Raw genomic sequence first — 21,958 nt, forward strand, 5'->3', positions numbered from 1 at the left:
GCTCCCAAGGGCTAAGTAAGATGGCTCACAATGTACACACGATGAGTACAGATAGGAAGCGTGTCCAGTTCCGGGCGCCGGTCCGGCTCGTCGACCGGACCGACGCACTCGCGGATGTCCTCGGGGAGGATCGGACGGACGTCCTCGTGACTGCGCTCCGGGAATACCTTCAGGAGGCAACCCACGATGACGCGCTCACCCAGGAGATCGCAGCCGCCTACTACGACGACGAGATCACGTTCGAACAGCTCAAATCACTCGTCGGTGCCGAGGAAGCGGCGAACCTCCGCGTGTTGAAACAGCAACTGGACGAAGATTTCATCGACGAGGTTGCCGACGTATAGATGTCGATGCTCGTCGCCGACGCCTCTGCCCTGGTCAGTCTCGGCATCGTCGCTGACAGGGATGTCGATCCCCTAACACTGTGTCTCACTCGCTACGAAGTTGTAGTCCCGACAGTCGTTCTCACGGAACTCCGGGACATTGCCTCGTACGACGACGTTCACGGACGTGGAGCGACCGCCGTGCTCAACCAGGCTGCGGAGTTCGAGACGCAGTCGATCGATCTCGACGCCACGTTTCCGCTCGACGACGGTGAGAACGCCGCCGTCACCCTCGCGAACGATCGCGACGCCGCGCTGTTGCTCTGTGACGAGTTCAATCAGCTCGGCCTGATTCACGCGTCGCTCGCCGATACTCGGCTCGTGACGACGCCGACCCTGCTTTCAGTGCTCGTTCGAACCGGCGAACTGTCGAGTGACGAGGCACGGACACTACTCGAAGAAATCAGTGGAACCCGTAGCTGGGAGGCGAACAGCTACGTACAGCGGGCCCGCTCGTTACTGGAAGAGAAGTAATACGCCGACGACACTGATCGAAACCCACAGTGTGTTTCCCCTCGATGCGAGCAGTTACTCCTCGACCGCGTGAGATTGGAGTGTCTCCAAGTCGATCTCTTCGAGGACCGTCTCGTTGGTCGCTTCGAGGACGACCGGCGGCGCGACGCCAGCGTCGTGGGCCTCCAACCACCGACCCACACAGAGACACCAGTGGTCTTTGGGATTGAGTCCCGGGAAGTCCAGTTCCGGTCGCGGCGTGATCAGGTCGTTGCCCTGCTCGCGGGAAAACTCCAGGAAGTCCTGGGTCATCTTCGCACAGAGGTGGTGCTCTCCGCGGTCACCTGGAACCGCCGTGCAGTGGCCGTCGCGCTGATAGCCCGTCGAGAGCGTGTTGCTGCACGGTTCGAGTGGGTCGCCCAGGACGTTTCGCTGGGCGTCGGGGTCGCTTTGGGACATACCGCCGGTTACTGCGAGTGGCGGGTAACAGTTGGTTTCGGGACGGGTTTTGCCGTGATTCGCTCAGTCGTCGCTCGCTACATCCTCGGCGTGGTCACACAGCGCCTCGGGCACCGTCGGCAAGCCGCTGGTGTCGTGTGTGCCCGTCGGCGGGAGATTCACCTCGGCGGCCGGGGAATCAGCGAGGTCGACGCCCGCATCGAGGTCGTCCATCTCGCCACCGTCTCTCGCATCTTGATCGATCCGCATCGAGCAGAACTCCGCGCCACACATCGAGCAGTAGCGGGCGTCCTTGTAGTTGTCCTCGGGCAGGGTCTGGTCGTGATAGTCCTTGGCGCGATCGGGATCCAGCGCCAGCCGGAACTGCTCGCGCCAGTCGAAGTCGTATCGGGCCTGGGAGATAGCGTCGTCCCAGTCGCGCGCGCCTGGCGTACCCGCCGCAACGTCACCCGCGTGGGCGGCGATCCGGTAGGCCGCCAGGCCGTCCCGGACGTCCTCGGAATCGGGCAATCCGAGGTGCTCTTTTGGCGTGACGTAACACAGCATCGCCGCGCCGTGGCGGGCGGCCTCCGTCGCGCCGATCGCGCTCGTGATGTGGTCATACCCCGGCGCGACGTCGGTCACCAGCGGCCCGAGCAGGTAGAAGGGCGCACCGTTGCAGACCTCCTGTTGATACTGGACGTGCTCGCCGATCTCGTCAAGCGGGACGTGGCCCGGCCCCTCGACCATGACCTGGACGCCGTGCTCTTGAGCGCGCTCGGTGAGTTCGCCCAGCGTCCGCAGTTCGGCCAGTTGGGCGTCGTCGTTGGCATCGGCAAGCGAGCCCGGCCGCAAGCCATCCCCCAGACTGATCGTCACGTCGTATTCGGCGAGGATCGAACAGATCTCATCGAAGTGTGTATACAGCGGGTTCTGTTCACCGTAGGTTTCCATCCACTCGGCGAGGATCGACCCCCCACGCGAGACGATGCCAGTGATCCGCCCGTCGGTCAACGCCAGATGCTCCCGGAGGATGCCCGCGTGGATGGTCTGGTAGTCGGTGCCCTGCCGAGCTTGGGACTCGATCACGTTGCAGAGGAGCTCCGCAGTGAGGTCTTCCGGCGATCCGGCCTGCTTCAATGCCTCGTAGATCGGAACCGTCCCGAGCGGGACCGGCGAGTGTTCGATCTGACCGGCCCGGAGTTCCGGAATGTCCCCGCCCGTCGAGAGATCCATCACTGTATCGGCACCGTACTCGATTGCGGTGTGGAGTTTCTCCCGTTCGGTCTCGATGTCACTCTCCGGTTCGCTGTTGCCGATGTTGGCGTTGATCTTCGTCGAGAAGTCCGTCCCGATGATCATCGGGTCCAGAGAGTCGTGTTCGTGATTGTTGGGGATCACTGCCTCACCGTCTGCAACCTTCTCACGGACGAATTCCGGGTCGTGATTCTCCCGCTCGGCGACTCGCTGCATGGCTGGCGTGATCTGTCCGTCGCGTGCGCGCTGGAGTTGTGTTGTCATCGTCGATCGTCACGATGTACTACTGGGTTATATAACCTAGTGATTACGGATGTCGTTTAGTCGTGAACCGTTCCTGGAGAGCACTATTGCAATTGGTCGGGCCAGAAAGAAGACAGGGAAACGGAGAACGGTGTCAGCTACCGGTATCGTACTTGTAGGTGGCTTCGTCGGGGTCGATGCCGAAGTCCTCGGCGGATTCTTCGGGTTCGTCGTCGCCCTCTCGGGCGTCCGCGGACTTGAACACTTCCCGAAGGCGACCGGGCATCTCGAAGTCCTCAGTCGCGAGACGCATCGGGACGGCATCGGGTTCCAGAGAGTCTCGCTTCGTCTCCAGACGGTCGGTCAAGCTCGGTGGGAGTCGGTCCTCGTCGATCGGTTCGAAGCCGAATTGCCCGAGATACTCCGGTTCGCCGGACAGCGAGTAGACGATCTCGAAGTCCTGGTCGCCAGCTTCCTGGATGAGGCGTTCGACGACGTGAGCACCGACGCCCTGACCGCGCCACTCCGGGAGGACGCCGATGCTCGTCAGCTCACAGACGTCGCCGTCGTCGTCCTTGTGGATACGGATCCGGCCGAAACCCGTCCGTTCGTCACTGCGTTCGTCGACCGCGATGACGTAGTCCCGCGAACGGAAGGCCGTCTCGTCCAGTTCCATCTCCTCGATGCGATCGAGCAACCAGGCCTCGTCGCGGTTTCGCGCGTCACGAACGTACATACTACGAGGTAGCGCGGCCCTCGGGAAAAGTATTTGCAGGCACCCTCACAGACTGTCGTCCCCGTCCTCGAGGCGATCGACGATCTCACGGATGTCCGCGGAAGTCTCGATGCTATCTTTGACCTTTTCACGTCGGCGCACCTCGGCGGCACTGGCGTCGTAGGCGCGGACGTACTCCGCTCGGGAGTGTTCCTCGAAGGCATGACGGATTGCGAAGTACCCGTCTGGGAGAACCGTCCCGCAGACCGAACACTCGATGCGCTCGTGGCTCGTCGACTGGTGGACGATCAGGTCTTCGACCCGGTCGAAGCCTTCACCGCAACCTTCGAGCGCACATTCCCAGCTTGTCATACCCGGGGGTACGCGCTACCAAGCGTAAAAAACCCACCTATCGATTGGCGAACATCGTCACCAGAACGAGTCCGTCCTGAGTGGGGTACTCACCCCGGCCGTCCCGATCGACTACCGACTGTGTCCAGGAACGCCTCGGTCGTTCGTTCGACATCGAATGGATCGGAAAAGTGGTCGTCGATAGCTGTGAGCAACTGGTTTCGCCTCTTTGGCGGCACTCTCTGTCCGTGGGCGACGAGCGCGTCTGTGCGTCAGTCGTCTCGCTGCCGGTCGGGCATCCAGCCAGGGAGGCCGTCAGCGTGCCGTCGACCGCCGCGATGAAGCGTCGACGCCCCACTGCGGGACAGTCGTGGGTCATGATACCGTTCGGGTCGACGAGCGGAAAACCCTTTCTCGGGAGGGAGACCCGACATTCGCCGGGCTCCAGGGTCATCCACACCGACAAGAATCAGAACGGCTATTGGTGACGGCGGGATACCACGGGACGTGACAACGACGGCGGTCGATCCCCACGTAAAGATACTCGACGAGTCGGTCGTTCGACAGGCGAAAGCCAGCGGGCTCGACGTCCTGGTCTACGCCCCGCACTTCGAGCGACTACCGGCGATCAGGGAAACAGCAGAGCGCTTCTCCGACGAGGAGTTGCTGGTCGTCCCCGGTCGCGAGGTGTTCACGGGTTCCTGGCGCGAACGCCGGCACGTCCTCGCGATCGGTCTGGCAGAGCCAGTCCCGGATTTCATCACGCTTGAGGCCGCCATGCGGGAGTTCGAACGTCAAGATGCGGCCGTCCTCGTCCCCCACCCGACGTTTCTGAACGTGAGCCTCGACGCCGAGGTGGTCGATCGCTATCGAGACGTGATCGACGCCGTCGAGACGTATAATCCGAAGCACTGGCCCTCCCACAACCGCCGGGCACGGACCATCGCAGTCGAAACCGATCTGCCGCAGTACGCCTCCTCGTACGCACATCTTCGGGGAACTGTCGGTGAAGCCTGGACGACTTTCGACCGGTCGATCCACGACGAACGGGAACTGGTCGAGACACTCCAGAACGGTGTCTGGCGAACGCCACGTCACCGCCCGGATCTCGCCCACCACGGTCGGTGTGCCCTGGAGTTCGCCCACCTGGGGTGGGAGAACTCCTGGAAGAAGGCCGACCGCCTCTTGCTCTCGGGCCGGGAGGCGACCCATCCGGACGATCCGGCCTACGATGGACGGTTCGACGATGCAGCAGTCTACTGACGGCAGGCGGGCTGCCTGTGGGGACGGACCGGCGCCCCGAACGCTTCCGGACGATCCGTCGATCGAGAGCCATACAAGCTTTGCCCGGAACCAATCGTACATGCAGGGTTCCCTCCGCGTTGCCACGCCAACGGACGCGTCCGCGATCTGTTCCATCTACGCGCCATACGTCGAATCGACGCCCATTTCCTTCGAAACCGAAACGCCGACGACCGCGGAGATGGCCGACCGCATCGAAACGACTCGCGAGCAGTATCCCTGGCTCGTCTACGAGTCCGATGACGGCACGATACTGGGATACGCGACGGCCAGCCCCCGGCGGTCGATGGGAGCCTACGCCTGGACGGCTGAACTGACAGTCTACGTCGCCGAGGACGCACGACGCTCGGGTATCGGGACTGCGCTGTACACCGCCCTCCTGGCGTTGCTGACCGAACAGGGCTATTACAACGCGTCCGCGGCAGTGACGCTCCCGAACCCCGCGAGCGTGCGATTACACGCGAAACACGGGTTCGAGCCGGTCGGAACATTCCCAGCCGTCGGCAACAAGGACGGAGAGTGGCACGATGTCCAGTGGTGGTACCGGCAGTTGGCGGAGCGACCGGAGGACCCGACACCGCCCGAGCCGTTCAGCGCGATCGAGGGATCGCCCGCCTTCGAGCGCGCACTCGAGGCGGGCGACCACTGATCGCCGGACACGGGATCGTTCCCGACTGGCAAGTGGACATCGCTTTCAGAACAGCCCGACCATTCGAGCGCCCTCCGCAAGTACAAACTGTGGCACCCGATAGATGATAGCCGCGGCGACGACGAGTTCGAAGCCCGTCACCGCGAGCATCATTGCCGTCGAATACTTACTGTCGACCCGCACACCGATCGGCACGTCGAACTCCTTGTCCCACAACGGGTACAGCAACGCGAGTCCACGGCGCGTCCCAAACAGATCAAGACCGAAATGCGAGAGGACGCCGATCCAGACGTACTGGAGGTTTTCGAAGTACACCGGATAGGCCGCGATCACGCCCAGGACAAAGAGGTTATGCAAGGCTTTCCGATGCGGGCCGAAGGCCGTATCCACGTCGGGGAACAGCGCGCCGAGGACCATCGGCACCGACACTTTCGCGATCATCTCGACGGTCGCGACGTCGCCTGACGGTTCCAGCAGATAGCCGATCCCGAGGCTCAACAGCAAGGCGTTCAGCACGTGCCCGCGCTTGTTCATCGTTCGATCGGACGGCGGCAGGGACCTAAGAGTTTCTCACTCGTGAGCGCGGCAAGCGGGTCATGCTTCCCGCTCTCCGTTCTGAGGCCTCCCTGCGGTCGACCTCGCTGATCACGGGTCGTTCCTCCCCGCTCCGCTGTCCCGAGGCCTCACTACGTTCGGCCTCGCTGATCACGGTTCCTCTCGTCACCGCTCGCTTGTTTCGAGGCCTCACTACGTTCGGCCTCGCTGATCACGGTTCCTCTCGTCACCGCTCGCTTGTTTCGAGGCCTCACTACGTTCGGCCTCGCTGATCACGGCGCACCGTCCTCGATAGCCGCCAGGAGATCGAGCAGTGCTTGCTCGGCGATCCGCCGTTTGATCTCCGTTCTGGACCCGTCGAACTCGTAGCGCCGGACGGCCGCCGCGGACTGGCCGCTGTCCCACGGTCCGGCGCGGGCGATCCCGATGAAAACTGTCCCGGCGGGCTTGACGTCTGTCCCGCCCGTCGGCCCGGCGATCCCCGTCGTGGAGACGCCCCAGGTCGTCCCGGCCCGGTCGCGGACGCCTCTGGCCATCTGGCGAGCAACCGGTTCGCTGACGGCCCCCTCACTGTCGAGAGCCTCGCGGGTGACCGCCAGTTCCTCGAGTTTAGCGTCGTAAGAGTAGGTCACCAGCGAGCGGTCGAAATACTCGGAGGAACCGGGAACGTCAGTCAGCAGCGAGCCGATCAGCCCACCGGTACAGGACTCGGCGACGGCGACGGTCGCCTCGCGGTCTCGCAGTACGTCGCCGACGCGTTCCTCGATCGGTGACTCGGTATCGGTCATGTCTGGGGATGGGTCGCCCCCGCCCAAAAGACCACCCGGTCCCGAACGAAAAGACAAACCCGGCGGCGTGCAACTCGTCCATGGACTACGAGACGCCGCAGTTCTACCGCGTCATGGAGTACGCGGCGGGTGCTGACCGGGACGTTGTAGACATGGGGGAGCCCGGACTGGGGGCCGCCACCGGGACTCAGGGACGGACTGCGAGCGTTCACGAACAGGGACGCGAGCGCCTACAGCTATCCGCCCAGCGAGGGGATCGCGGCGCTCCGGGAAACAATCGCCAAGCGCCGCGATGTCCGGCCCGAGCAAGTGTTGGTCACCAGCGGTGCGGGAAGAGGCCAATCGCGTCGCGACCGCCACCGCTCTGGACGCAATGGACGGCGAGGAGGTGCTACTGACCGACCCAGTCTATCCGTACTACGCCGGGCGTGTGAGCGTGCTCGGTGCAGAACCACGGCTGGTCCCCGTTTCCGAAGACGGTCAGCTCGATCCGACCGCTGTCCGTGAAGCGGCCAGCGAGGAGACGGCCGCGATCGTCGTCACGACGCCGAACAACCCGACCGGCGCGGCCTATCCGGCAGAGACGAGGCACGAACTCGTTCTCGAAGACGCTCGCCGCAACGGGCCTGTGGATCGGGTACGCCGTCCTCGCAGACGATGACCTCCGGGAACGGGCGCGTACTCGGCACCTGCTGACGAACGTGGTGGTGAGCCGGCCGGCCCAGTACGCCGTTGCCCACGCGCTGGAGACGACGACCCCGGAGTGGTACGCGAGCAACCGACAGCGCGTCCGCGAGCGGATCGACCGGTTCACGGACGGGCCAGACGCCATCGGGGCGGAGTATCACGACCCTGACGGGGCGTTCTACGTGTTGGCGCGTTTCGACGATGTCGGGGGGCCTTCGAGTTGATCGACTCGGCCGGCGTCGCGGCGATGCCAGGAGTCGCCCTCGGCCAAGCGCGGGCCGAGTGGCTCAGGTTCTCGATGTTTACGCCACGGGTCGATGTCGGCATCCAACGTCTCCGGGAATATCTCGACGGCTGAGTGTCAGGGATCCGCCCTCAGCGACGAGGCAAGCTGGTCGAACTGTTGGCGGTAATAGGCCTCGGCACGGGACTGTGTGAGGTCGTTTTCCTCGCCGTAGAGGGCCTCGAATCCCGCCATCCGCCAGACGAGGGTGGAGAACTGATAGAGCGGTTTGCAGGCGGCGTAGGTCGTGTCGGGTTCGAACGGCCGTTCGCTCCGGTAACCCTGATAAAGGCGCTTGCGCATTCGCTCACATTCATCGGGATCGCGGATGACCGAGTCGACGAACAGGAACTCGACCTGGGCGAGGTTGTACAGGGGATCGCCAGCCAGCGTCTGCTCCCAGTCGAGGACGGCGGTGATCGAGGGCTGCTCGCCGGCATCAAACAGGAGATTCCCCGGCCGGAAGTCGTCGTGGACCAGGCGGGGTACCCCCTGACGGGGGACCGACTCGAGGTTCGCCTCGAGACACTCCCGCGCAGTGTCCCGAAGGTCTTCGAAGATGGTCTCGCCCAGTCGATCGATGTGATCGCGGGTCATCGCCCCGAAGTACTCCCGCCAGTCGGCCGAGAGGTTACTGACGACGAGACGACCCTGAGAGCGGTCCAGGCGGCCATAGCCCTCGAAGGCGATCGTCGAGTGGAGGTCCCCCAGAATCGTCCCGACCTGTTCCATGATATGGCCGCGTTCCTCGATAGAGAGCATCTCGAATGACTCATCGAGGTTGGCGCCCTGTATCCGCTCAGTGACGAAGTACGGCGGGATGTCCCGATCGGGATCCGCCTCGAAGACAAGAATACCTGGCAGCGGAACGTCAGTGCGCTCGGCGACGAACTCGTGGAGAAACGGTTCGACGGCGAAGGTATCGCCGGTCTCCGGCGCGAACTTGACGACGACCTCGTAGTCGCGCCCCTCGTACTCGAGCGTGACGAAGTAGACGTCAGACCGCGTCCCACCCGTCAATTCTTGATAGGAGAACGACTCGTAGTCCGGCCCCGATTCCTCGAGGACCGCTCGGACGGCGTCGGCAGACGTGGACACTCGTATCCGGTAGATCGCCACAGCACTTCATATCCTTATCGGAAACTGTCACGGTTCGGAACCCGTGCGTTCAAACCCACCGGGGACACAGTCGGTACCGATGGCGGAGTCCTCCGAGTCGGCCGCGCCCGCCTGGCGAGAAGTGTTCGGCTTCGAGGAGCCATACGACGCCCAGGCCGACGCGATCGAGTCTGCACTACGTGCGGGTCACAGCCATGGATTCCTGGCGATGGAAGGACCCTGCGGGACCGGCAAGACGATGGCCGCCCTGACAGCGGGGGCGACGCTCGTCCGCGACGGAGACTACGAACGGGTCCTCGTCGTGACGCCGGTCAAACAACAGCGCCGCCAGTTCGTTTCCGACCTCCGGCGGCTGAACGCGGGCCTCGATATCCCCCTCCCGGGCGTCGCCCTCGTCGGCAAGCGCGATCTCTGTCCGTACGGCCGCGAGGAGGTCTTCCCGCCCGACGTGAGCGTCCAGAATCGGTGCGAGGACCTCCGGGAGAACACCGCCGATCTGGTCGAGAGCGACGGCTCGAGCGACGATCGGCCGGTCGCCCAAGCGGCCGTCAGCCCGAAGATCGACGACGTATGGTGGGACCCACAGGTCGCCAGCGACCTGGCGAAGGCGGCCCGGTCCGGTGGGATCGGCCAGCAGGCCGTCGCCGGGGCGCTTTCGACGGCTGGCATCGAGTCACCCTATCGCCGGACGCAACCGACTGCCCCCGAGGACATCGGCGGCGAAGATCCGCCACTCTACTGTCCCTTCGAAGCCGACTGGTTCGCCCGGAACAAGGGCTCGCCGATCGGATTCGCCGCCGGCGAAAACCACGTCTTGACGGCCGAGGAGTACCTCCCGGGCGCGGTCGAACGGGGGACTTGCCCCCACCGCGCGATGAAAGTCTTGACCGAGGCCGCCGACGTCGTGATCGGCAACTACAACCACCTCTTCGATCCCGCTTCGCGGCCGCTGATCGAATCGATCCTCGACGAACGGACGTTCGTGATCGTCGACGAAGCCCACCGACTAGAAGGGCGCGTCCGGGACCTGCTGTCGGATCGTCTCGGACGACAGACGATCGTCCAGGCCCGCAACGATTGCCACCAGTTGCTCTCCCGAGCACGCCAGAGCCAAGATCACAAACGCGAGGTCCGGGCCAGACTGGGCGATCACGACGTTCCCCTCGACGTCGTTGATCAGGCACAGGACTTCTTCGATGATCTACTGGGCTGGCTGGACGACCGCGTCGCCGAGCATCTCGACGCGGAGGTCGGTCGCTCCTGGCGGACCGACAAGAGCGTCCTGCCCGAACACGACCTAGAGGTTCCGCTCCGGGATCCCGAGACGCCCGAACCCGACGAACTCACCCGGTGGGCCGAGCGGGCGGGCTACGACGGCGGGTTCTGGCGACAGCTCGATACGGTCGGGCTTGCCGTCGAGGAGACGCTGGAAGACCTCGAGATTTCGCGGACGCCCGTCGTCGCAGCCGCGGGGGCGATCACCCGCCGGTGGTGGGAGGCCGATCACGCGACGGCGTTCCGGGAGATCGAACTCGAACACGCCCCGCGGGACGACCAGCGAATCGAGGGCTGGCGCGGCACGTACACAGCCGGGCTGACGCTGTTCGACTGCCTGCCGGCCGAACCGCTGGCCCGGATCTTCGACGACGTGGGCGGCGGCATCCTGATGAGCGCGACCCTGGAGCCACTCGACGTGTTCACCCGCGTCGCGGGACTGGACGCGCTGGCCGACGGCGACGATGGAGACGGGCAAGCCGAGCACGGCGAAGGTCGCCCCGTCCTCACCCGCTCGTATGGGCTCTCCTTTCCGCCGGAGAATCGCGCGAGCTGGATCGTCGACGCGACCCCCTTCACTGCCCGCAACCGGGGGGATCCGGCGTCGATGGATCCCCTCGGCAGCGAGTGGAACCCGACCCGCGACGAGTACGCTCACGTCCTCCGGGCGATCGCGCGCAACCCGGGGAACGTCCTGATCGCGATGCCAAACTACCGCGAGGCGACCTGGGCCGGCGCATATCTCGATGATATCGTCGAAAAACCCGTCCTCGTCGACGAGTCCTCGAGTAATGAGGCAACCGAGGAACTCAAACGGGACTTTTTCGGCGGCGAGGGGAAAGTCCTGGTCACGAGTACGCGTGGGACGCTCACCGAGGGCGTCGACTACGACGGCGCGAAGCTCCGGGCTGCGGCGGTCGTGGGAGTTCCGCTGGTCAACATCGGCTCGCCGCGCGTCCGGGCCGTCCAGCGCGCCTACGGCGACGTCTTCGGCGAGGACCACGCCTTCGAGTACGCGCTGACGATCCCGGCGGTCAGGCGCGCCCGCCAGGCGATCGGGCGGGTGATTCGCGGGGCCGACGAGGTTGGGGTTCGGGCGCTGGTCGGCGCACGCTACACGCCCGACGCGCGTCACTCGGTTTATGGCTATCTCTCGCCGGCCGAACGCGAGGAGTTCGTCACGATGAGCCCGGAGTTTCTGCCCGACCAGATCGATCGGTTCTGGGCGGAGCGGTGACTCATTGGTCGCTGTACTCACAAAGCGTTCCAAGCCAAAGCGTATCAGCCGATATTTTCCACAAGGATACAATCCGTATTTTATTAAGAATTTCGTGCGCGCTACAGGGCGAGGGTGACAAATTTTGAGGCACACTGACGACCTCTGGCGCGCGGAAGGGTTAATGCACAAGCCAGGCATACGCCAAATATGTCAAATCCACCACCGCTTTCCATACTTGTCGCTGCTTTCGTTCTTTGTTCAGGGTGTGTTGGAATCACAGACACGACACCCGACGACCACGGTCAGTACCGGTTCGTCGTGGAGAACGGGTACGGTGAGACACAGAACGTCACCGTGACAATCGACATACATGGAGACGGCCCAATCATCAACGAATCTCGTCGATTGACGCCCGACGGACAGTGGATCGTCACGACACGAAACGTATCTGCCCTGGAGGGTGGCTATACGATGGTCGCTTCCACAGAACGGACAACAGTTCGCGACGAGACTGATGCGAGTGGAACGGGAGCGACGCTACTCGTTCTCGGTGGGCCAATCGTAACCTGTGGCGGTGATCCAGGTTGTTACAACGAGACTGTTCGGTCGACCGGAACCCGGGGGTAATGTAGAGACGTTCTTTCTGGCTTGAAACGTTACTGACTGCATCCTCTAGATCTCGCACTGCTTTTCGTAACAATCTTTGAAGCATTTCTCCCCAGTTGCACCGTGGCAAATCGGCGTTACAGTTCTCTGCTACGCTCCCCCAAACCACAGCCAATCAGTCAGAGTTCAACGAGACCGAGGCTGTATGCGAGCGCAGTTCACACGGACTGTCTACCCGACCCTTCAGAAGAGTCCCGTGCGAGGTACACAGCATATATCGGCAGGGGTCTTGCGCTGAAAAGGAGGATCGTGAATCGGTTAGTAAGACGATTGGCTGAACGCTTATCCCACAAGAGTCCGTATCACAAGCATGTTCCGGGCTGCCCTGAAATGGCTCGCTTCCCACATCCATCGCAAGGGCAACGATGACGAACAGAGGCAAGACTCCCGGTTTGTTCCGTCAGTACTTGACGCATCGGTACGATATGCACATGGCAAGAGTGATTCCGGTGCCGAGCGAGAACTTGCCCAAATAGAAGTGCAAGCAGAACAACTTGAAGAACAACACCACGACGGATAACCAGCCACACGAAGTGAACTATTCGCAACCACAGTGCCAGTTGGGTCATCACTTCGACTTGGAACAAAGAAAAGAGCCCTGCTGAACCAACTCTCTATATCTTGCACTGCCTGTCGCAACCATCTCTATCTTGGCAGTGGTTACCCGATTTCACCGGGGCAAATCGGCGTTACGGTCCACTGATACGCTCACCCACCCAGCCACGTCCGAGCAATCAGATCTCGACGAGACCGAGGCTGTATTCGAGTGCAGTATCCACCTCCGCCATGCGCTCGTCCGGGATCGACCCGAGGTTCTCACGGATTCGGTGCTCGATCGAGATCGTCCGAATCTGACTACAGAGCGCGACCGAATCTTCACGGAGTGGCCCCTCTGCAGCTGAAACAAGTACCTCGAAGGGATACAGCTGGTCGTCGAACGCGGTCGTGAACGGCACGACGATCGTTGTTGGTGCGTTCGCGTTCCCGACATCGTTCTGAACGACGAGATACGGACGGGTCCCGCGCTGTTCGGAGCCCTGTGTCGGATCAAGTTCCACGATGACGATGTCACCCCGTTGGACACGCATCGCTTACCACTCCGGGACGTCGCCGAGGGTCTCGTCGGCCTCCGTCGAGACCCCACGCAGTTCCGACGCGATCTCTCGATCTCGCTTCGCTCGCTGCCGATACCCCTCCGCCAGCTCTGCCTCCGAGACTGGCCGTTCGATGACGAGTTTGCCCTCATCCTCGTAAATCACGACCTCGTCCCCACCTGTAATGTCGAACCGCTCACGGAGTGCTTTAGGGATCGTTACCTGTCCGCGCTCCCCGACTTTCCTGTGTTCGCCTTCGGCCATACATATCCATATCATATTCATACCCATAACGCTTCGGATTCGATCGATCCCCATCCACCCGATTCAAGCAATTCCCGTCTACCCGAGTCCGCATGCGACTCCAGCCGTCGCAAGCACGGGGGAGAGGGACCGACAGCGGACAGAGACGACCCGAACCCCTGCGTGCCACGACCGAGAAGTTCTCAAGGCCGGGCCGGGAAGGCGCGTCCATGAACGACATCGACGTCGAGGCCGTCGAAGACATCGACGAGTCGGTCGTCCCGACGGGGATCGAAGGGTCGGAGTACGTCCTCTACGGCGGGAAGGGTGGCGTCGGCAAGACGACGATGGCCGCCGCAACCGCGCTGGCGAGCGCCCGTGACGGGACTGCGACGCTGGTCGTCTCGACCGACCCCGCCCACTCGCTATCGGACACCTTAGAGAGCGAGATTCCCGCCGAGCCGGCACAGATCCGCGAGGACATGCCCCTCTATGCCGCCGAGATCGATCCCGAGGCCGCGCTGGGCGACGATCCGCTTGGATTGGAGGACGGCGGACTCGGCGGCCTCGGCCAACTGCTGGGCGAGGACGTCACCGACCCCTTCACGAACGCGATGCCGGGTACCGACGAGGCTGCGGCAATCCGGCTGCTCATCCGGTACCTGGACGACGAGCGCTTCGACCGCGTCGTCATCGACACCGCACCGACCGGCCACACGCTCCGGTTGCTCGAACTCCCCGAAGTCATGGACACGATGGTCGGGAAACTGCTCTCCTTGCGCGAGCGAATGAGCGGCATGATGGGCACGATCACCAGCATGTTCGGCGACTCCGACGAGGAAGACCTAGAGGAGGGACTGGACGACCTGCGCGTCCTCCGCGAGCGCATCGAGCGCTTGCGGACGATCCTCCAAGACCCCGAAAAGACGGACTTTCGCGTCGTTATGGTCCCCGAAGAGTTGAGCGTCATGGAGTCCGAACGCCTGCTGGAGCGGCTGGCCGCCTTCGATATCCCCGTTGGGACGATCGTGGTCAACCGTGTGATGGAGGATCTGGCGGACGTGGCCGACGTCGAGACCGACTGGTACGTCTCGCCGAACCTCGAAACGTGTGAGTTCTGCCAGCGCCGCTGGGACGTCCAACAGACGGCACTCGAACGCTCCCAGGACGTCTTCCGGGGTCACGACGTCCGTCGGGTGCCACTATTCGCCGACGAGGTCCGCGGTGAGCAGTTGCTGCGCGTTGTGGCGGCGTGTCTCGAAGAGTGAGCCGGCTGTTCTGGTGGTCGCAAAACCGATCACGAGAGACGGAAAGAACGACCGGTGAACTCGTGCCGGCACCGTGCGTGGTGCATGAGAGAACTCTTCGGCAACGCTCACGGAAGATATCGAGCGCCAGTCGCCCACACAACAGTGGCCCAGTACGCTCGCTTTTGTCGACAAAACAGGCCGCCGTCGGGAGGCTGCCGTCAAGGAACACGAACGGGAAGAGAGACGCGACTAGTTGATCACGAACACGCGGAAATCGTTAACGTTCGTCCCAGTCGGTCCGGTTTCGATCACTGCGCTAGATGCTTCGAGTGTGGAGAGTGCGTCGTTCTCCAGCAGCGCCGCCCGCCCGCGCTGTGGGTTCGAAAGCGTCTCGCCGTCGACGATCGCACCAGCGACCTCGGTTCCACCGTCTTCGCCGTCGGTGTCGACGCTCGCACAGACAACGTCGTCGGGCTGCTCGACGGCGACCCGGAGCGCGAACTCCAGGTTCGGCCCGCCGTCGCCGTTTCCCATCACTGTGACCGTCGTCTCGCCGCCCGAGAGGAGCACAGCGGGCGGTTCGACCGGCGTCGCCGTCGCCCCGGACTCCTCGGCGATCGCTAGCTGAGAGAGCGCGGCCTCGGTCGCCTCCCCGCGAACGCGCGAGGACAGCACCAGAGGCTCGTAACCGGCTTCACGAGCGGCGTCACGGGCCGCCGCGAGTGCGGTCCAGGCGTCAGCAAGGACGTGGTTGTCGACGTGGCCGAGGACCCCCGGATCGGACGGCGTCTCCTCGCGCTCGCCAGCCATCCCCGCTTCGAGGTGTTCGCGGACCGCCGCGGGAACGGTCACATCGTAGCGATCCAGGATTTCGAGGGCATCCGCGTAGGTCGTCTCGTCGGGTGCCGTCGGGCCGCTGGCGATCACGCCGGGATCGTCGCCGACGACATCCGAGAACAGGAGACCGACGACTGTCGCCGGGGCAGCTGCCCTGGCCAGGCCGCCGCCTTTGATCGCCGAACAGTGCTTGCGGACAGCATTGATTTCCTTGATCGACGCACCGCTTTCGACCAGTGCCTCGGTCGTCGTCTGGAGGTCGACAAGCGTGATCTCACCGGCAGGCAATGCGAGCAACGCGCTGCCGCCGCCCGTGATCGGCGCGAGGACGAGCGTCCCCTCGCCCAGCCCCTTCGCCCGCTGGAACACCCGCCGGGCACCGTCCAGACTGTCCCGGTCGGGAACCGGGTGGCTCCCTTCGACCGTCTCGACAGTTCCGGTCTCGACAGGGGCCGTCGAAACGATCAGTCCTCGATCGACGTAGCCTTCGAGGTGGGCTTCGAGGTCGCGGGCGACGACGTCGGCTGCCTTTCCGCCGCCGAGGACGACGACCGAATCGTAGGCGGCGAGGTCGTACTCGCTTTCGGCGACGGTCAGAACGCTTCCGTCGACCGAGAGCGACTCCCGGAGGACTCGCTCGGGGGTCGCCGCCTCGATCCCCGCTTCGAGACAGGACAGCGCGACATCGTGGGCCGGTGTCGCCGCCAGCCGATCGCGGTCGTCGATCATCGCCCAAAGCCCGCGATCCGCCGGAACAACCCGAATGCGGTGTCGCGCCAGCGGTCGGGGAGATACCTGAGCGCCAAGAGCAGTTTTGCGCCGTGACCCACGGCGTAGCGGGGATCGGGGTCGGTCATCGCCGCCGCGTCGTAGATCACCGTCGCGACGTCTTCCGGCGGGATTCCGAAGACGCCGTCGTACTCGATCGCCCGGCGGTCGTCCTGGGCCTCGTAGATGGCGTCGTAGGCACCGGTTTCTTCGAGGCGTTTGCGGGACGCCTCGACCGTGTCGGCGAACTCCGTTTCGACGACGCCCGGTTCGACCACTACGATATCGACGCCGTGGGGACCGACCTCGCCCCGAAGGGCGTCGCTCATCGCTTCGAGAGCGAATTTCGAGGCCGAGTAGACACCCTGTCCGGGGACAGTCAGGCGGCCCTGGATGCTGGAGACGTTGACGATCGTCCCCTCCTCGCGGTCTCGCATATGTGGGAGGACAGCCCGGGTCAGTCGATGGGGGCCGTAGACGTTGACATCGAACTGGTCGGCGACGGCGTCGGTCGGCACGTCCTCGCATGGCCCGAACTGGCCGTAGCCGGCGTTGTTGACCAGACAATCGATCCGGCCCTGCTCGTCGACGATTCGATCGACGACCCGCTCGACTGCTCGGGCGTTCGTCACGTCCAGGGCGGCCGTCTTCGCGCCGGCGTCGGCGAGGTCGGCGATGTCGTCGGTATCCCGAGCACTCGCGTAGACCGTCCAGTCCTCTTCGAGAAACCGTTCGGCGCTCGCCCGGCCGATGCCGGACGAACAGCCGGTGATGAGTGCGATGTGGTCGTCCATACCGACCGCGATGAGTGCCGAAAAGTAAGCCCTGGCGGTCGATCCGTAGGTCCTGGCCGCGCCGTTACCGCTCTAGCTCGCGCTTTCGCTGATCGGCTGCCCGGTCAGCGAGTCGCGTGGGTTCCGAGAGTTTGTACCCGGCGGCGCACTGCGCAACGATGTCAGCGGTCGTTTCGGCACTCACGCGATGGCCCGGACTGACGTACAGCGGGTTGATCGACGTCGAGCCCGACTCGTACTGGCGGGTCTGGACGGCGTGGCCGATGACGGTCCCGGATTCGGCAGTCTCGACTGTCCCGTCGGCCTCGATGGGGATACGTGCGCCTTCGGGGAGACGATCCGGGATCGGTTTCGCAGGCGTCCCACAGAGCAGGTTCTTGGCGACGCCGATTGCGGGGACGCCCAGCGTCACGCCGATATGAGTTGCCAGCCCGGCCTCCCGGAAGTGAATGCGTCCGCTGCCGTCGACGACGAGCAGGTCGGGCTCGACGGAAAGATTTGACAGTGCTGCGAGGATCGCTCCCCCCTCGCGGAAGCTCAACAAGCCGGGAATGTAGGGGATCTCGGTGTCGACGGCGGCGTAGGCGCGGTCGATGATGGCACCGTCCTGCAGGGCGACGACGGCGCTGAGGGCGCGATCGCCATCGTCGAGAAAGGCCTGATCGACGCCCGCGACGATCGGCCCGTCGTCGGTAAGGCGGTGCTGGGCGTCGGCGTTGAGTCGCTGCTGGGCGTCGGCCCCAAGATCGACAGGTGAATCGAACGCGATCGTCGTGGGATCGAAGGCGAAGTCGTCACGGAAGGTGGCAGTGTCGGCGATCTCGCGCTGCAGGGTTTCCATCTCCGCACGGGAGAGCGAGGGATCGGGAACGAACTCGGGGCGAACGGGATCCATCGCTCAGAACGGTCCACGGCCGCGGCCCGGACCGCCTGGCCCTCCTGGACCGCCAGGGCCACCCGGACCGCGACCGCCGCCGAGCTGGAGCTGGTTGGGGACCCGGATCCGATTGCGAACGTGTTGCCCGTAGGCCAGGCCGATCGCCAGGCCGATCAAGTGTGCGGCGTTGGCGACGCCACCACCGCCGGTCCCGAACATCCCGAGGACGTTGATCGCCACGAGTCCGATCGTCATAAGCCAGATCGGCACTGGGATGATGAAGTACAGATAGACCCGAAGTCCGGGATTCAGGATCGTCAGCACCCCCATGATCGCGATGGCTGCACCCGATGCACCGACGACCCCACCAGGGAAGTACCCGAGCGCCGCGGCGGACGGGACGCCTTGGTAGAGTTGAATGAGCACCTGTCCGAGCCCGGCAAGCGCCCCACTAGAGAGGAAAAGGAGCGTGAAGTCCCGCGAGCCGATGTAATCCTCGACCAGCCGGCCGAAGAAGAAGATCACGATACTGTTGAATGCGATATGTGCGAATCCCCCATGTGAGAGAACCGACGTGAACCACGTCCAGACGTATTCTGGGTGCTGTGGAGCCAGGACGAAGATCGAGCGATACAACTCCGAATACAGCGTTGCAGCCTGCAGGCTGGGCGTCCCGACCGTCACGATGGCAACCAGAAACTGCAAGAGAAACGTGAGCCACATCGCCGCCAGGAAGACGTACGTCATGTTCCCCCGGAAGTACGCGAACGTGCCGCCGGGACCGATATCGATCCCGATCCGCTCAAGGAGGCCCCCAGCCGAACGAGAGTTGCCTCCCGTCGAGACACTGTCGTCAAACCCGCTGTCGAAGACGCCGCCGGGGTCGTCCCACTCGTCCAGTCCCGGGCAGTCGTGGTTCTCCGGGAGGCGGTGTTCCGCACAGAAAGTGCCACCGCAGTGTTTGCAGTGATACGGCATGTTCGTCTGTTTGCCGCACACGTCGCAAGTCGTCATTGCCGATCCGTAACAGACCCCAGGGCAAAGATATTGTGCTTGGGTCGGTTCTCGAGACGGGTGACCTCGATGGCGTCGGCCGGCTATTACGTGCTCCACGCTAGGACGGCAGCGAGTACGACGGACTTCTTGGGAGAACACTTCGAGACCTGCTGCCCGAGCAAGAACCAGGTACCGAACCGACGGAGACCAGATATCACAACCGGTTCATTCCCGGCGTCCAAAAGGCCGGTATGAGCAGCCCAATCGCCGAATCGAGGGGAGACACATGAAACGACGGCAAGCAGACGCCGCAGCGGGGCTCCTCCTCGGCGCGATCATCTTGAGCGGCGGCGCACTGGCCTGGCAAGTCTCCCAGCAGCGCCGTGCCCTCGACGGGTCGATGGGATCGATGGTGGACGGGTCGATGATGGACTCCTCGATGGGGACGATGCACGGACCGGATCCCCTGTGGTTCGTCGTTGGGACGCTGTTGATCGCGGCAGTCGTCGCCGGAGTGTACGTCCTGCTTCGGCCGGCGTTCACGAGCGATGACGACCTGACTCGACCGGAACCCGCCGACGCTGCTCCGGCGACTGAGGATGATGATGCATCGACGAATCGGGACCCAACGCAGGCAGAACCCAGCGATCCCGAGCACGATGGTGACACCGCCAACGCGCGATCAGCCACCCCCGAGGCGAACCCGACCGAGCGCGTCCTGGATCTGCTTCCCGAAGACGAGCGACGAGTCCTCGAACCCGTCCTCGGCTCGCCCGGGATCACGCAGATCGAACTCCGGGACCGATCCGAGTTCTCCAAGAGCAAGGTGAGCCAGACAGTGAGCGACCTCGAAGAGCGGGGCTTGCTCTACCGGGAACGCCAGGGACGGACCTACCGGATCTTTCCGAGCGACGATCTCGAACGGAGCGGAACGTCATAGCACACCCGACTCGACTGGCGCCATTCGAATTCGTCAGCGACGAACGATCTCTACAGAGAAAAACGATTAGAACCGTTTATACACGGTCTCGAACGATCTCTTGTCTGTGTTCACACCCAGATAAGTAACTACTGTACTCCACTATGTTGCCCTGAGGCGAAATTCAATGACCGAGACGAACGCCGTAATCTGGCTGGTTGTGGGACTCGCATTACTCGCGCTTCTGGTCGCAGTGCCTGCGATCAGCGCCCACGGGAACGGAACAGTACCGGAGAACGCGACGGCTACCGATGGGCCGTATCAGACCACTATCGACGAACGGGCCGTCTGGATGGCCGATCACATGACGACTCGTTGGGGAGCGAATGCGACCGAATGGATGGACGTCCATATGGGCATGAGCGACAGGTGGACGAGTGCACAGACCGGCATGAACGACAGCGAGTGGATGAGAGCACACATGGGCGTGAACGGCGAGTGGACAGACGACGAGAACGCTTCCGTCGGGCCGTTCACTCATGCGCCGGCCGGTGAGAACGCCCATCACGACGAGTACCACGACGATAGCGTGAGCGGCTACGGCGACCACCACGACGACCAACAGGGCTATCGCGGAATGAACGGTCGGGGACACGGATGCTGAAAACGACTGGTCTCGTCGATAACGGATGGACGAGCCGGGCCGGATCCGTCCGCCCCCGGTCGAACGAAGATACCAACGGTCGAAGACGGGGCACAGTCTCGCGAGTCGCCCGAACGGGACTGTTCGTGGTCACGCTCCTCGTGGCAACCGGGAGTGCGAACGCCCAGCACGGTAGCGGTGGGATGATGGGCAGCGGAGGCTACGGTGCGTTCGGAATGTCCGGCTTCGGACTCGTGTTCTGGCTGGTGCTCGCGCTTGGAATCGTCGGCCTCGTCGCTTACGCACGCGGAGGCTCCCGGTCCAGGCCGGAGACGTCGGCCGGAACCGACACCAGACGAGAGAAACGTGATCGTGCACTCGAGACGCTCCGGGAACAGTACGCCCGTGGGGAACTCGAAGCCGAGGAGTTCGAGCGGCGCCGGGCGGAACTTGAACGGTCGTGACGAGCGAGCCGGCCGAGAACCGCTAGCCGAAGGATCGATCTGTGTCGACGTGTGTAAGTCGATCGACGACGACAGGCAGGCATGCGCCAGTTCGTCGTGATCGGTCACGAGGTGCCGACGACGCCAGACTTCCCCCTGGACGATCTGCCGGGTGCGGCCGGGCGACTCGACGTGCTCTGTCGGAGCGTCAACGCCGCGCTGTTTCTCTCTCACGGCATCCGTGAGGACGTTCGGCTCCGCCTCGTCCTCGGCGACACGTTCACCCTCCGGGTGGAAGGAAGCGAAGTACGGGGTCTCCATCCCGACGAGCGGAGTACGGCGGCCCGGATCAGGAGTGCCCTCGAGCGTAGCGACGAAGCCATCGGCCATCAGGCAGTCGAGACTTCGCCAGGGATCTTTCTCACTCGTCGGGGTGTGAAACCGACGCTCCGGGAGGTGGCCGAGGAGGGGACACTGATCCAGCTCCACGAGGATGGAGAAGCGATCACCACCGGTGAGCCGCCGGACGATCCCGTCTTCGTCCTATCAGACCACCGAGATTTCACTGCGGCAGAGGCGACACACCTCGACGAACTGGGCGCTCGACAAGTGCGTCTCGGTCCGCGGGCGCTGCATGCCGACCAGGCGATCACCGTCGCACAGAACTATCTCGATACGAACGGGTTCGAACGATACTGATGGGTCCGGGAG

25 protein-coding genes and 1 pseudogene are annotated in these 21,958 nt (G+C 63.8%); 12 read left to right on the forward strand and 14 right to left on the reverse strand.

Annotated elements, in window-relative coordinates:
* Positions 1-41 precede the first annotated feature (41 nt).
* Both BN2694_RS07760 and BN2694_RS07765 read left to right on the forward strand, forming a co-directional pair.
* Positions 42-344, forward strand: coding sequence for a hypothetical protein (locus BN2694_RS07760; RefSeq protein ID WP_135663869.1), 303 nt, complete (start codon positions 42-44; stop codon positions 342-344).
* Entirely contained in the window at positions 345-857 is a 513-nt protein-coding gene (locus tag BN2694_RS07765) for a hypothetical protein (RefSeq protein WP_135663870.1), read from the forward strand. It abuts the gene before it with no gap.
* A gap of 54 nt (positions 858-911) precedes the next feature.
* Here the strand turns inward: BN2694_RS07765 and BN2694_RS07770 are convergent, their stop codons facing one another.
* The 5 genes from BN2694_RS07770 to BN2694_RS07790 form a co-directional block, all read right to left on the reverse strand.
* The gene (locus BN2694_RS07770; RefSeq protein ID WP_135663871.1) at positions 912-1,295 is read right to left on the reverse strand and encodes a DUF2237 family protein; all 384 of its coding nucleotides are present in this window, start codon (positions 1,293-1,295) and stop codon (positions 912-914) included.
* Positions 1,296-1,358: 63 nt separating this feature from the next.
* On the reverse strand, positions 1,359-2,795 hold the full coding sequence (gene thiC / locus BN2694_RS07775) for a phosphomethylpyrimidine synthase ThiC (protein WP_135663872.1): 1,437 nt from the start codon (positions 2,793-2,795) through the stop codon (positions 1,359-1,361).
* Between the two features lie 133 nt (positions 2,796-2,928).
* A complete protein-coding gene (locus tag BN2694_RS07780) occupies positions 2,929-3,510 on the reverse strand; it encodes a GNAT family N-acetyltransferase (protein ID WP_135663873.1) in 582 nt (193 codons plus the stop codon).
* A 45-nt stretch (positions 3,511-3,555) separates the two neighbouring features.
* Positions 3,556-3,861, reverse strand: a complete 306-nt coding sequence (locus tag BN2694_RS07785) for a DUF7565 family protein (protein WP_135663874.1) — start codon at positions 3,859-3,861, stop codon at positions 3,556-3,558.
* 37 nt (positions 3,862-3,898) lie between these two features.
* Positions 3,899-4,219, reverse strand: coding sequence for a hypothetical protein (locus BN2694_RS07790; protein WP_135663875.1), 321 nt, complete (start codon positions 4,217-4,219; stop codon positions 3,899-3,901).
* Between the two features lie 128 nt (positions 4,220-4,347).
* Between BN2694_RS07790 and BN2694_RS07795 the strand changes: the two genes are divergently transcribed.
* Positions 4,348-5,103 (forward strand): PHP-associated domain-containing protein, encoded by a 756-nt coding sequence (locus tag BN2694_RS07795; RefSeq protein WP_135663876.1) that lies wholly within the window; start codon positions 4,348-4,350, stop codon positions 5,101-5,103.
* Complete coding sequence (locus BN2694_RS07800; RefSeq protein WP_342210800.1) at positions 5,087-5,791, forward strand: GNAT family N-acetyltransferase; 705 nt, start codon at positions 5,087-5,089, stop codon at positions 5,789-5,791. The genes BN2694_RS07795 and BN2694_RS07800 overlap by 17 nt, the downstream gene beginning before the upstream one ends.
* 45 nt (positions 5,792-5,836) lie before the next feature.
* Here BN2694_RS07800 and BN2694_RS07805 read toward each other — a convergent pair whose 3' ends face one another.
* Together BN2694_RS07805 and BN2694_RS07810 are read right to left on the reverse strand one after the other, a co-directional pair.
* Entirely contained in the window at positions 5,837-6,325 is a 489-nt protein-coding gene (locus BN2694_RS07805) for a metal-dependent hydrolase (RefSeq protein ID WP_135663877.1), read from the reverse strand.
* Positions 6,326-6,618: 293 nt separating this feature from the next.
* The gene (locus BN2694_RS07810) at positions 6,619-7,134 is read right to left on the reverse strand and encodes a CinA family protein (protein ID WP_135663878.1); all 516 of its coding nucleotides are present in this window, start codon (positions 7,132-7,134) and stop codon (positions 6,619-6,621) included.
* An 80-nt stretch (positions 7,135-7,214) separates the two neighbouring features.
* Between BN2694_RS07810 and BN2694_RS07815 the strand changes: the two are divergent.
* A pseudogene (locus BN2694_RS07815) lies at positions 7,215-8,179 on the forward strand (pyridoxal phosphate-dependent aminotransferase).
* Between the two features lie 3 nt (positions 8,180-8,182).
* Here the strand turns inward: BN2694_RS07815 and BN2694_RS07820 are convergent.
* Positions 8,183-9,202, reverse strand: coding sequence for a phosphotransferase family protein (locus BN2694_RS07820; protein WP_135663879.1), 1,020 nt, complete (start codon positions 9,200-9,202; stop codon positions 8,183-8,185).
* A 100-nt stretch (positions 9,203-9,302) separates the two neighbouring features.
* Here BN2694_RS07820 and BN2694_RS07825 point away from each other — a divergent pair, with 100 nt between their 5' ends.
* Both BN2694_RS07825 and BN2694_RS07830 read left to right on the forward strand, forming a co-directional pair.
* Positions 9,303-11,735 (forward strand): ATP-dependent DNA helicase, encoded by a 2,433-nt coding sequence (locus BN2694_RS07825; RefSeq protein ID WP_135663880.1) that lies wholly within the window; start codon positions 9,303-9,305, stop codon positions 11,733-11,735.
* 189 nt (positions 11,736-11,924) lie between these two features.
* Entirely contained in the window at positions 11,925-12,344 is a 420-nt protein-coding gene (locus tag BN2694_RS07830) for a hypothetical protein (RefSeq protein WP_135663881.1), read from the forward strand.
* Positions 12,345-13,117: 773 nt separating this feature from the next.
* Here the strand turns inward: BN2694_RS07830 and BN2694_RS07835 are convergent.
* Both BN2694_RS07835 and BN2694_RS07840 read right to left on the reverse strand, forming a co-directional pair.
* Positions 13,118-13,471 carry a type II toxin-antitoxin system PemK/MazF family toxin gene (locus BN2694_RS07835; protein ID WP_135663882.1) on the reverse strand — a complete coding sequence of 118 codons (354 nt, stop codon included), beginning with the start codon at positions 13,469-13,471 and terminating at the stop codon, positions 13,118-13,120.
* 3 nt (positions 13,472-13,474) lie between these two features.
* Positions 13,475-13,741 (reverse strand): AbrB/MazE/SpoVT family DNA-binding domain-containing protein, encoded by a 267-nt coding sequence (locus BN2694_RS07840; RefSeq protein ID WP_135663883.1) that lies wholly within the window; start codon positions 13,739-13,741, stop codon positions 13,475-13,477.
* 209 nt (positions 13,742-13,950) lie between these two features.
* On the opposite strand from BN2694_RS07840, the gene BN2694_RS07845 reads away from it, so the two are divergent.
* Complete coding sequence (locus BN2694_RS07845) at positions 13,951-14,988, forward strand: ArsA family ATPase (RefSeq protein WP_135663884.1); 1,038 nt, start codon at positions 13,951-13,953, stop codon at positions 14,986-14,988.
* 231 nt (positions 14,989-15,219) lie between these two features.
* Here the strand turns inward: BN2694_RS07845 and BN2694_RS07850 are convergent, their stop codons facing one another.
* The 4 genes from BN2694_RS07850 to BN2694_RS07865 form a co-directional block, all read right to left on the reverse strand.
* Positions 15,220-16,536: a glycerate kinase type-2 family protein gene (locus BN2694_RS07850; RefSeq protein ID WP_135663885.1), complete on the reverse strand. Its 1,317-nt coding sequence runs from the start codon at positions 16,534-16,536 to the stop codon at positions 15,220-15,222.
* A complete protein-coding gene (locus BN2694_RS07855) occupies positions 16,533-17,369 on the reverse strand; it encodes an SDR family oxidoreductase (RefSeq protein ID WP_135663886.1) in 837 nt (278 codons plus the stop codon). The genes BN2694_RS07850 and BN2694_RS07855 overlap by 4 nt, the downstream gene beginning before the upstream one ends.
* 64 nt (positions 17,370-17,433) lie before the next feature.
* The gene (locus BN2694_RS07860) at positions 17,434-18,264 is read right to left on the reverse strand and encodes an endonuclease V (RefSeq protein WP_135663887.1); all 831 of its coding nucleotides are present in this window, start codon (positions 18,262-18,264) and stop codon (positions 17,434-17,436) included.
* Between the two features lie 3 nt (positions 18,265-18,267).
* On the reverse strand, positions 18,268-19,260 hold the full coding sequence (locus BN2694_RS07865) for a rhomboid family intramembrane serine protease (RefSeq protein WP_135663888.1): 993 nt from the start codon (positions 19,258-19,260) through the stop codon (positions 18,268-18,270).
* 268 nt (positions 19,261-19,528) lie between these two features.
* On the opposite strand from BN2694_RS07865, the gene BN2694_RS07870 reads away from it, so the two are divergent.
* The 4 genes from BN2694_RS07870 (at position 19,529) to trmY (ending at position 21,946) form a co-directional block, all read left to right on the forward strand.
* The gene (locus BN2694_RS07870) at positions 19,529-20,182 is read left to right on the forward strand and encodes a DUF7343 domain-containing protein (protein WP_135663889.1); all 654 of its coding nucleotides are present in this window, start codon (positions 19,529-19,531) and stop codon (positions 20,180-20,182) included.
* A 166-nt stretch (positions 20,183-20,348) separates the two neighbouring features.
* Positions 20,349-20,825: a hypothetical protein gene (locus BN2694_RS07875; protein ID WP_135663890.1), complete on the forward strand. Its 477-nt coding sequence runs from the start codon at positions 20,349-20,351 to the stop codon at positions 20,823-20,825.
* A complete protein-coding gene (locus BN2694_RS17660; protein WP_135663891.1) occupies positions 20,819-21,268 on the forward strand; it encodes an SHOCT domain-containing protein in 450 nt (149 codons plus the stop codon). Before BN2694_RS07875 ends, BN2694_RS17660 begins: the two co-directional genes overlap by 7 nt.
* An 81-nt stretch (positions 21,269-21,349) precedes the next feature.
* Positions 21,350-21,946: a tRNA (pseudouridine(54)-N(1))-methyltransferase TrmY gene (trmY, locus tag BN2694_RS07885; RefSeq protein ID WP_135663892.1), complete on the forward strand. Its 597-nt coding sequence runs from the start codon at positions 21,350-21,352 to the stop codon at positions 21,944-21,946.
* Positions 21,947-21,958 lie beyond the last annotated feature (12 nt).

The sequence above is a fragment of the Halorhabdus rudnickae genome, assembly GCF_900880625.1.
GTDB lineage: Archaea > Halobacteriota > Halobacteria > Halobacteriales > Haloarculaceae > Halorhabdus > Halorhabdus rudnickae.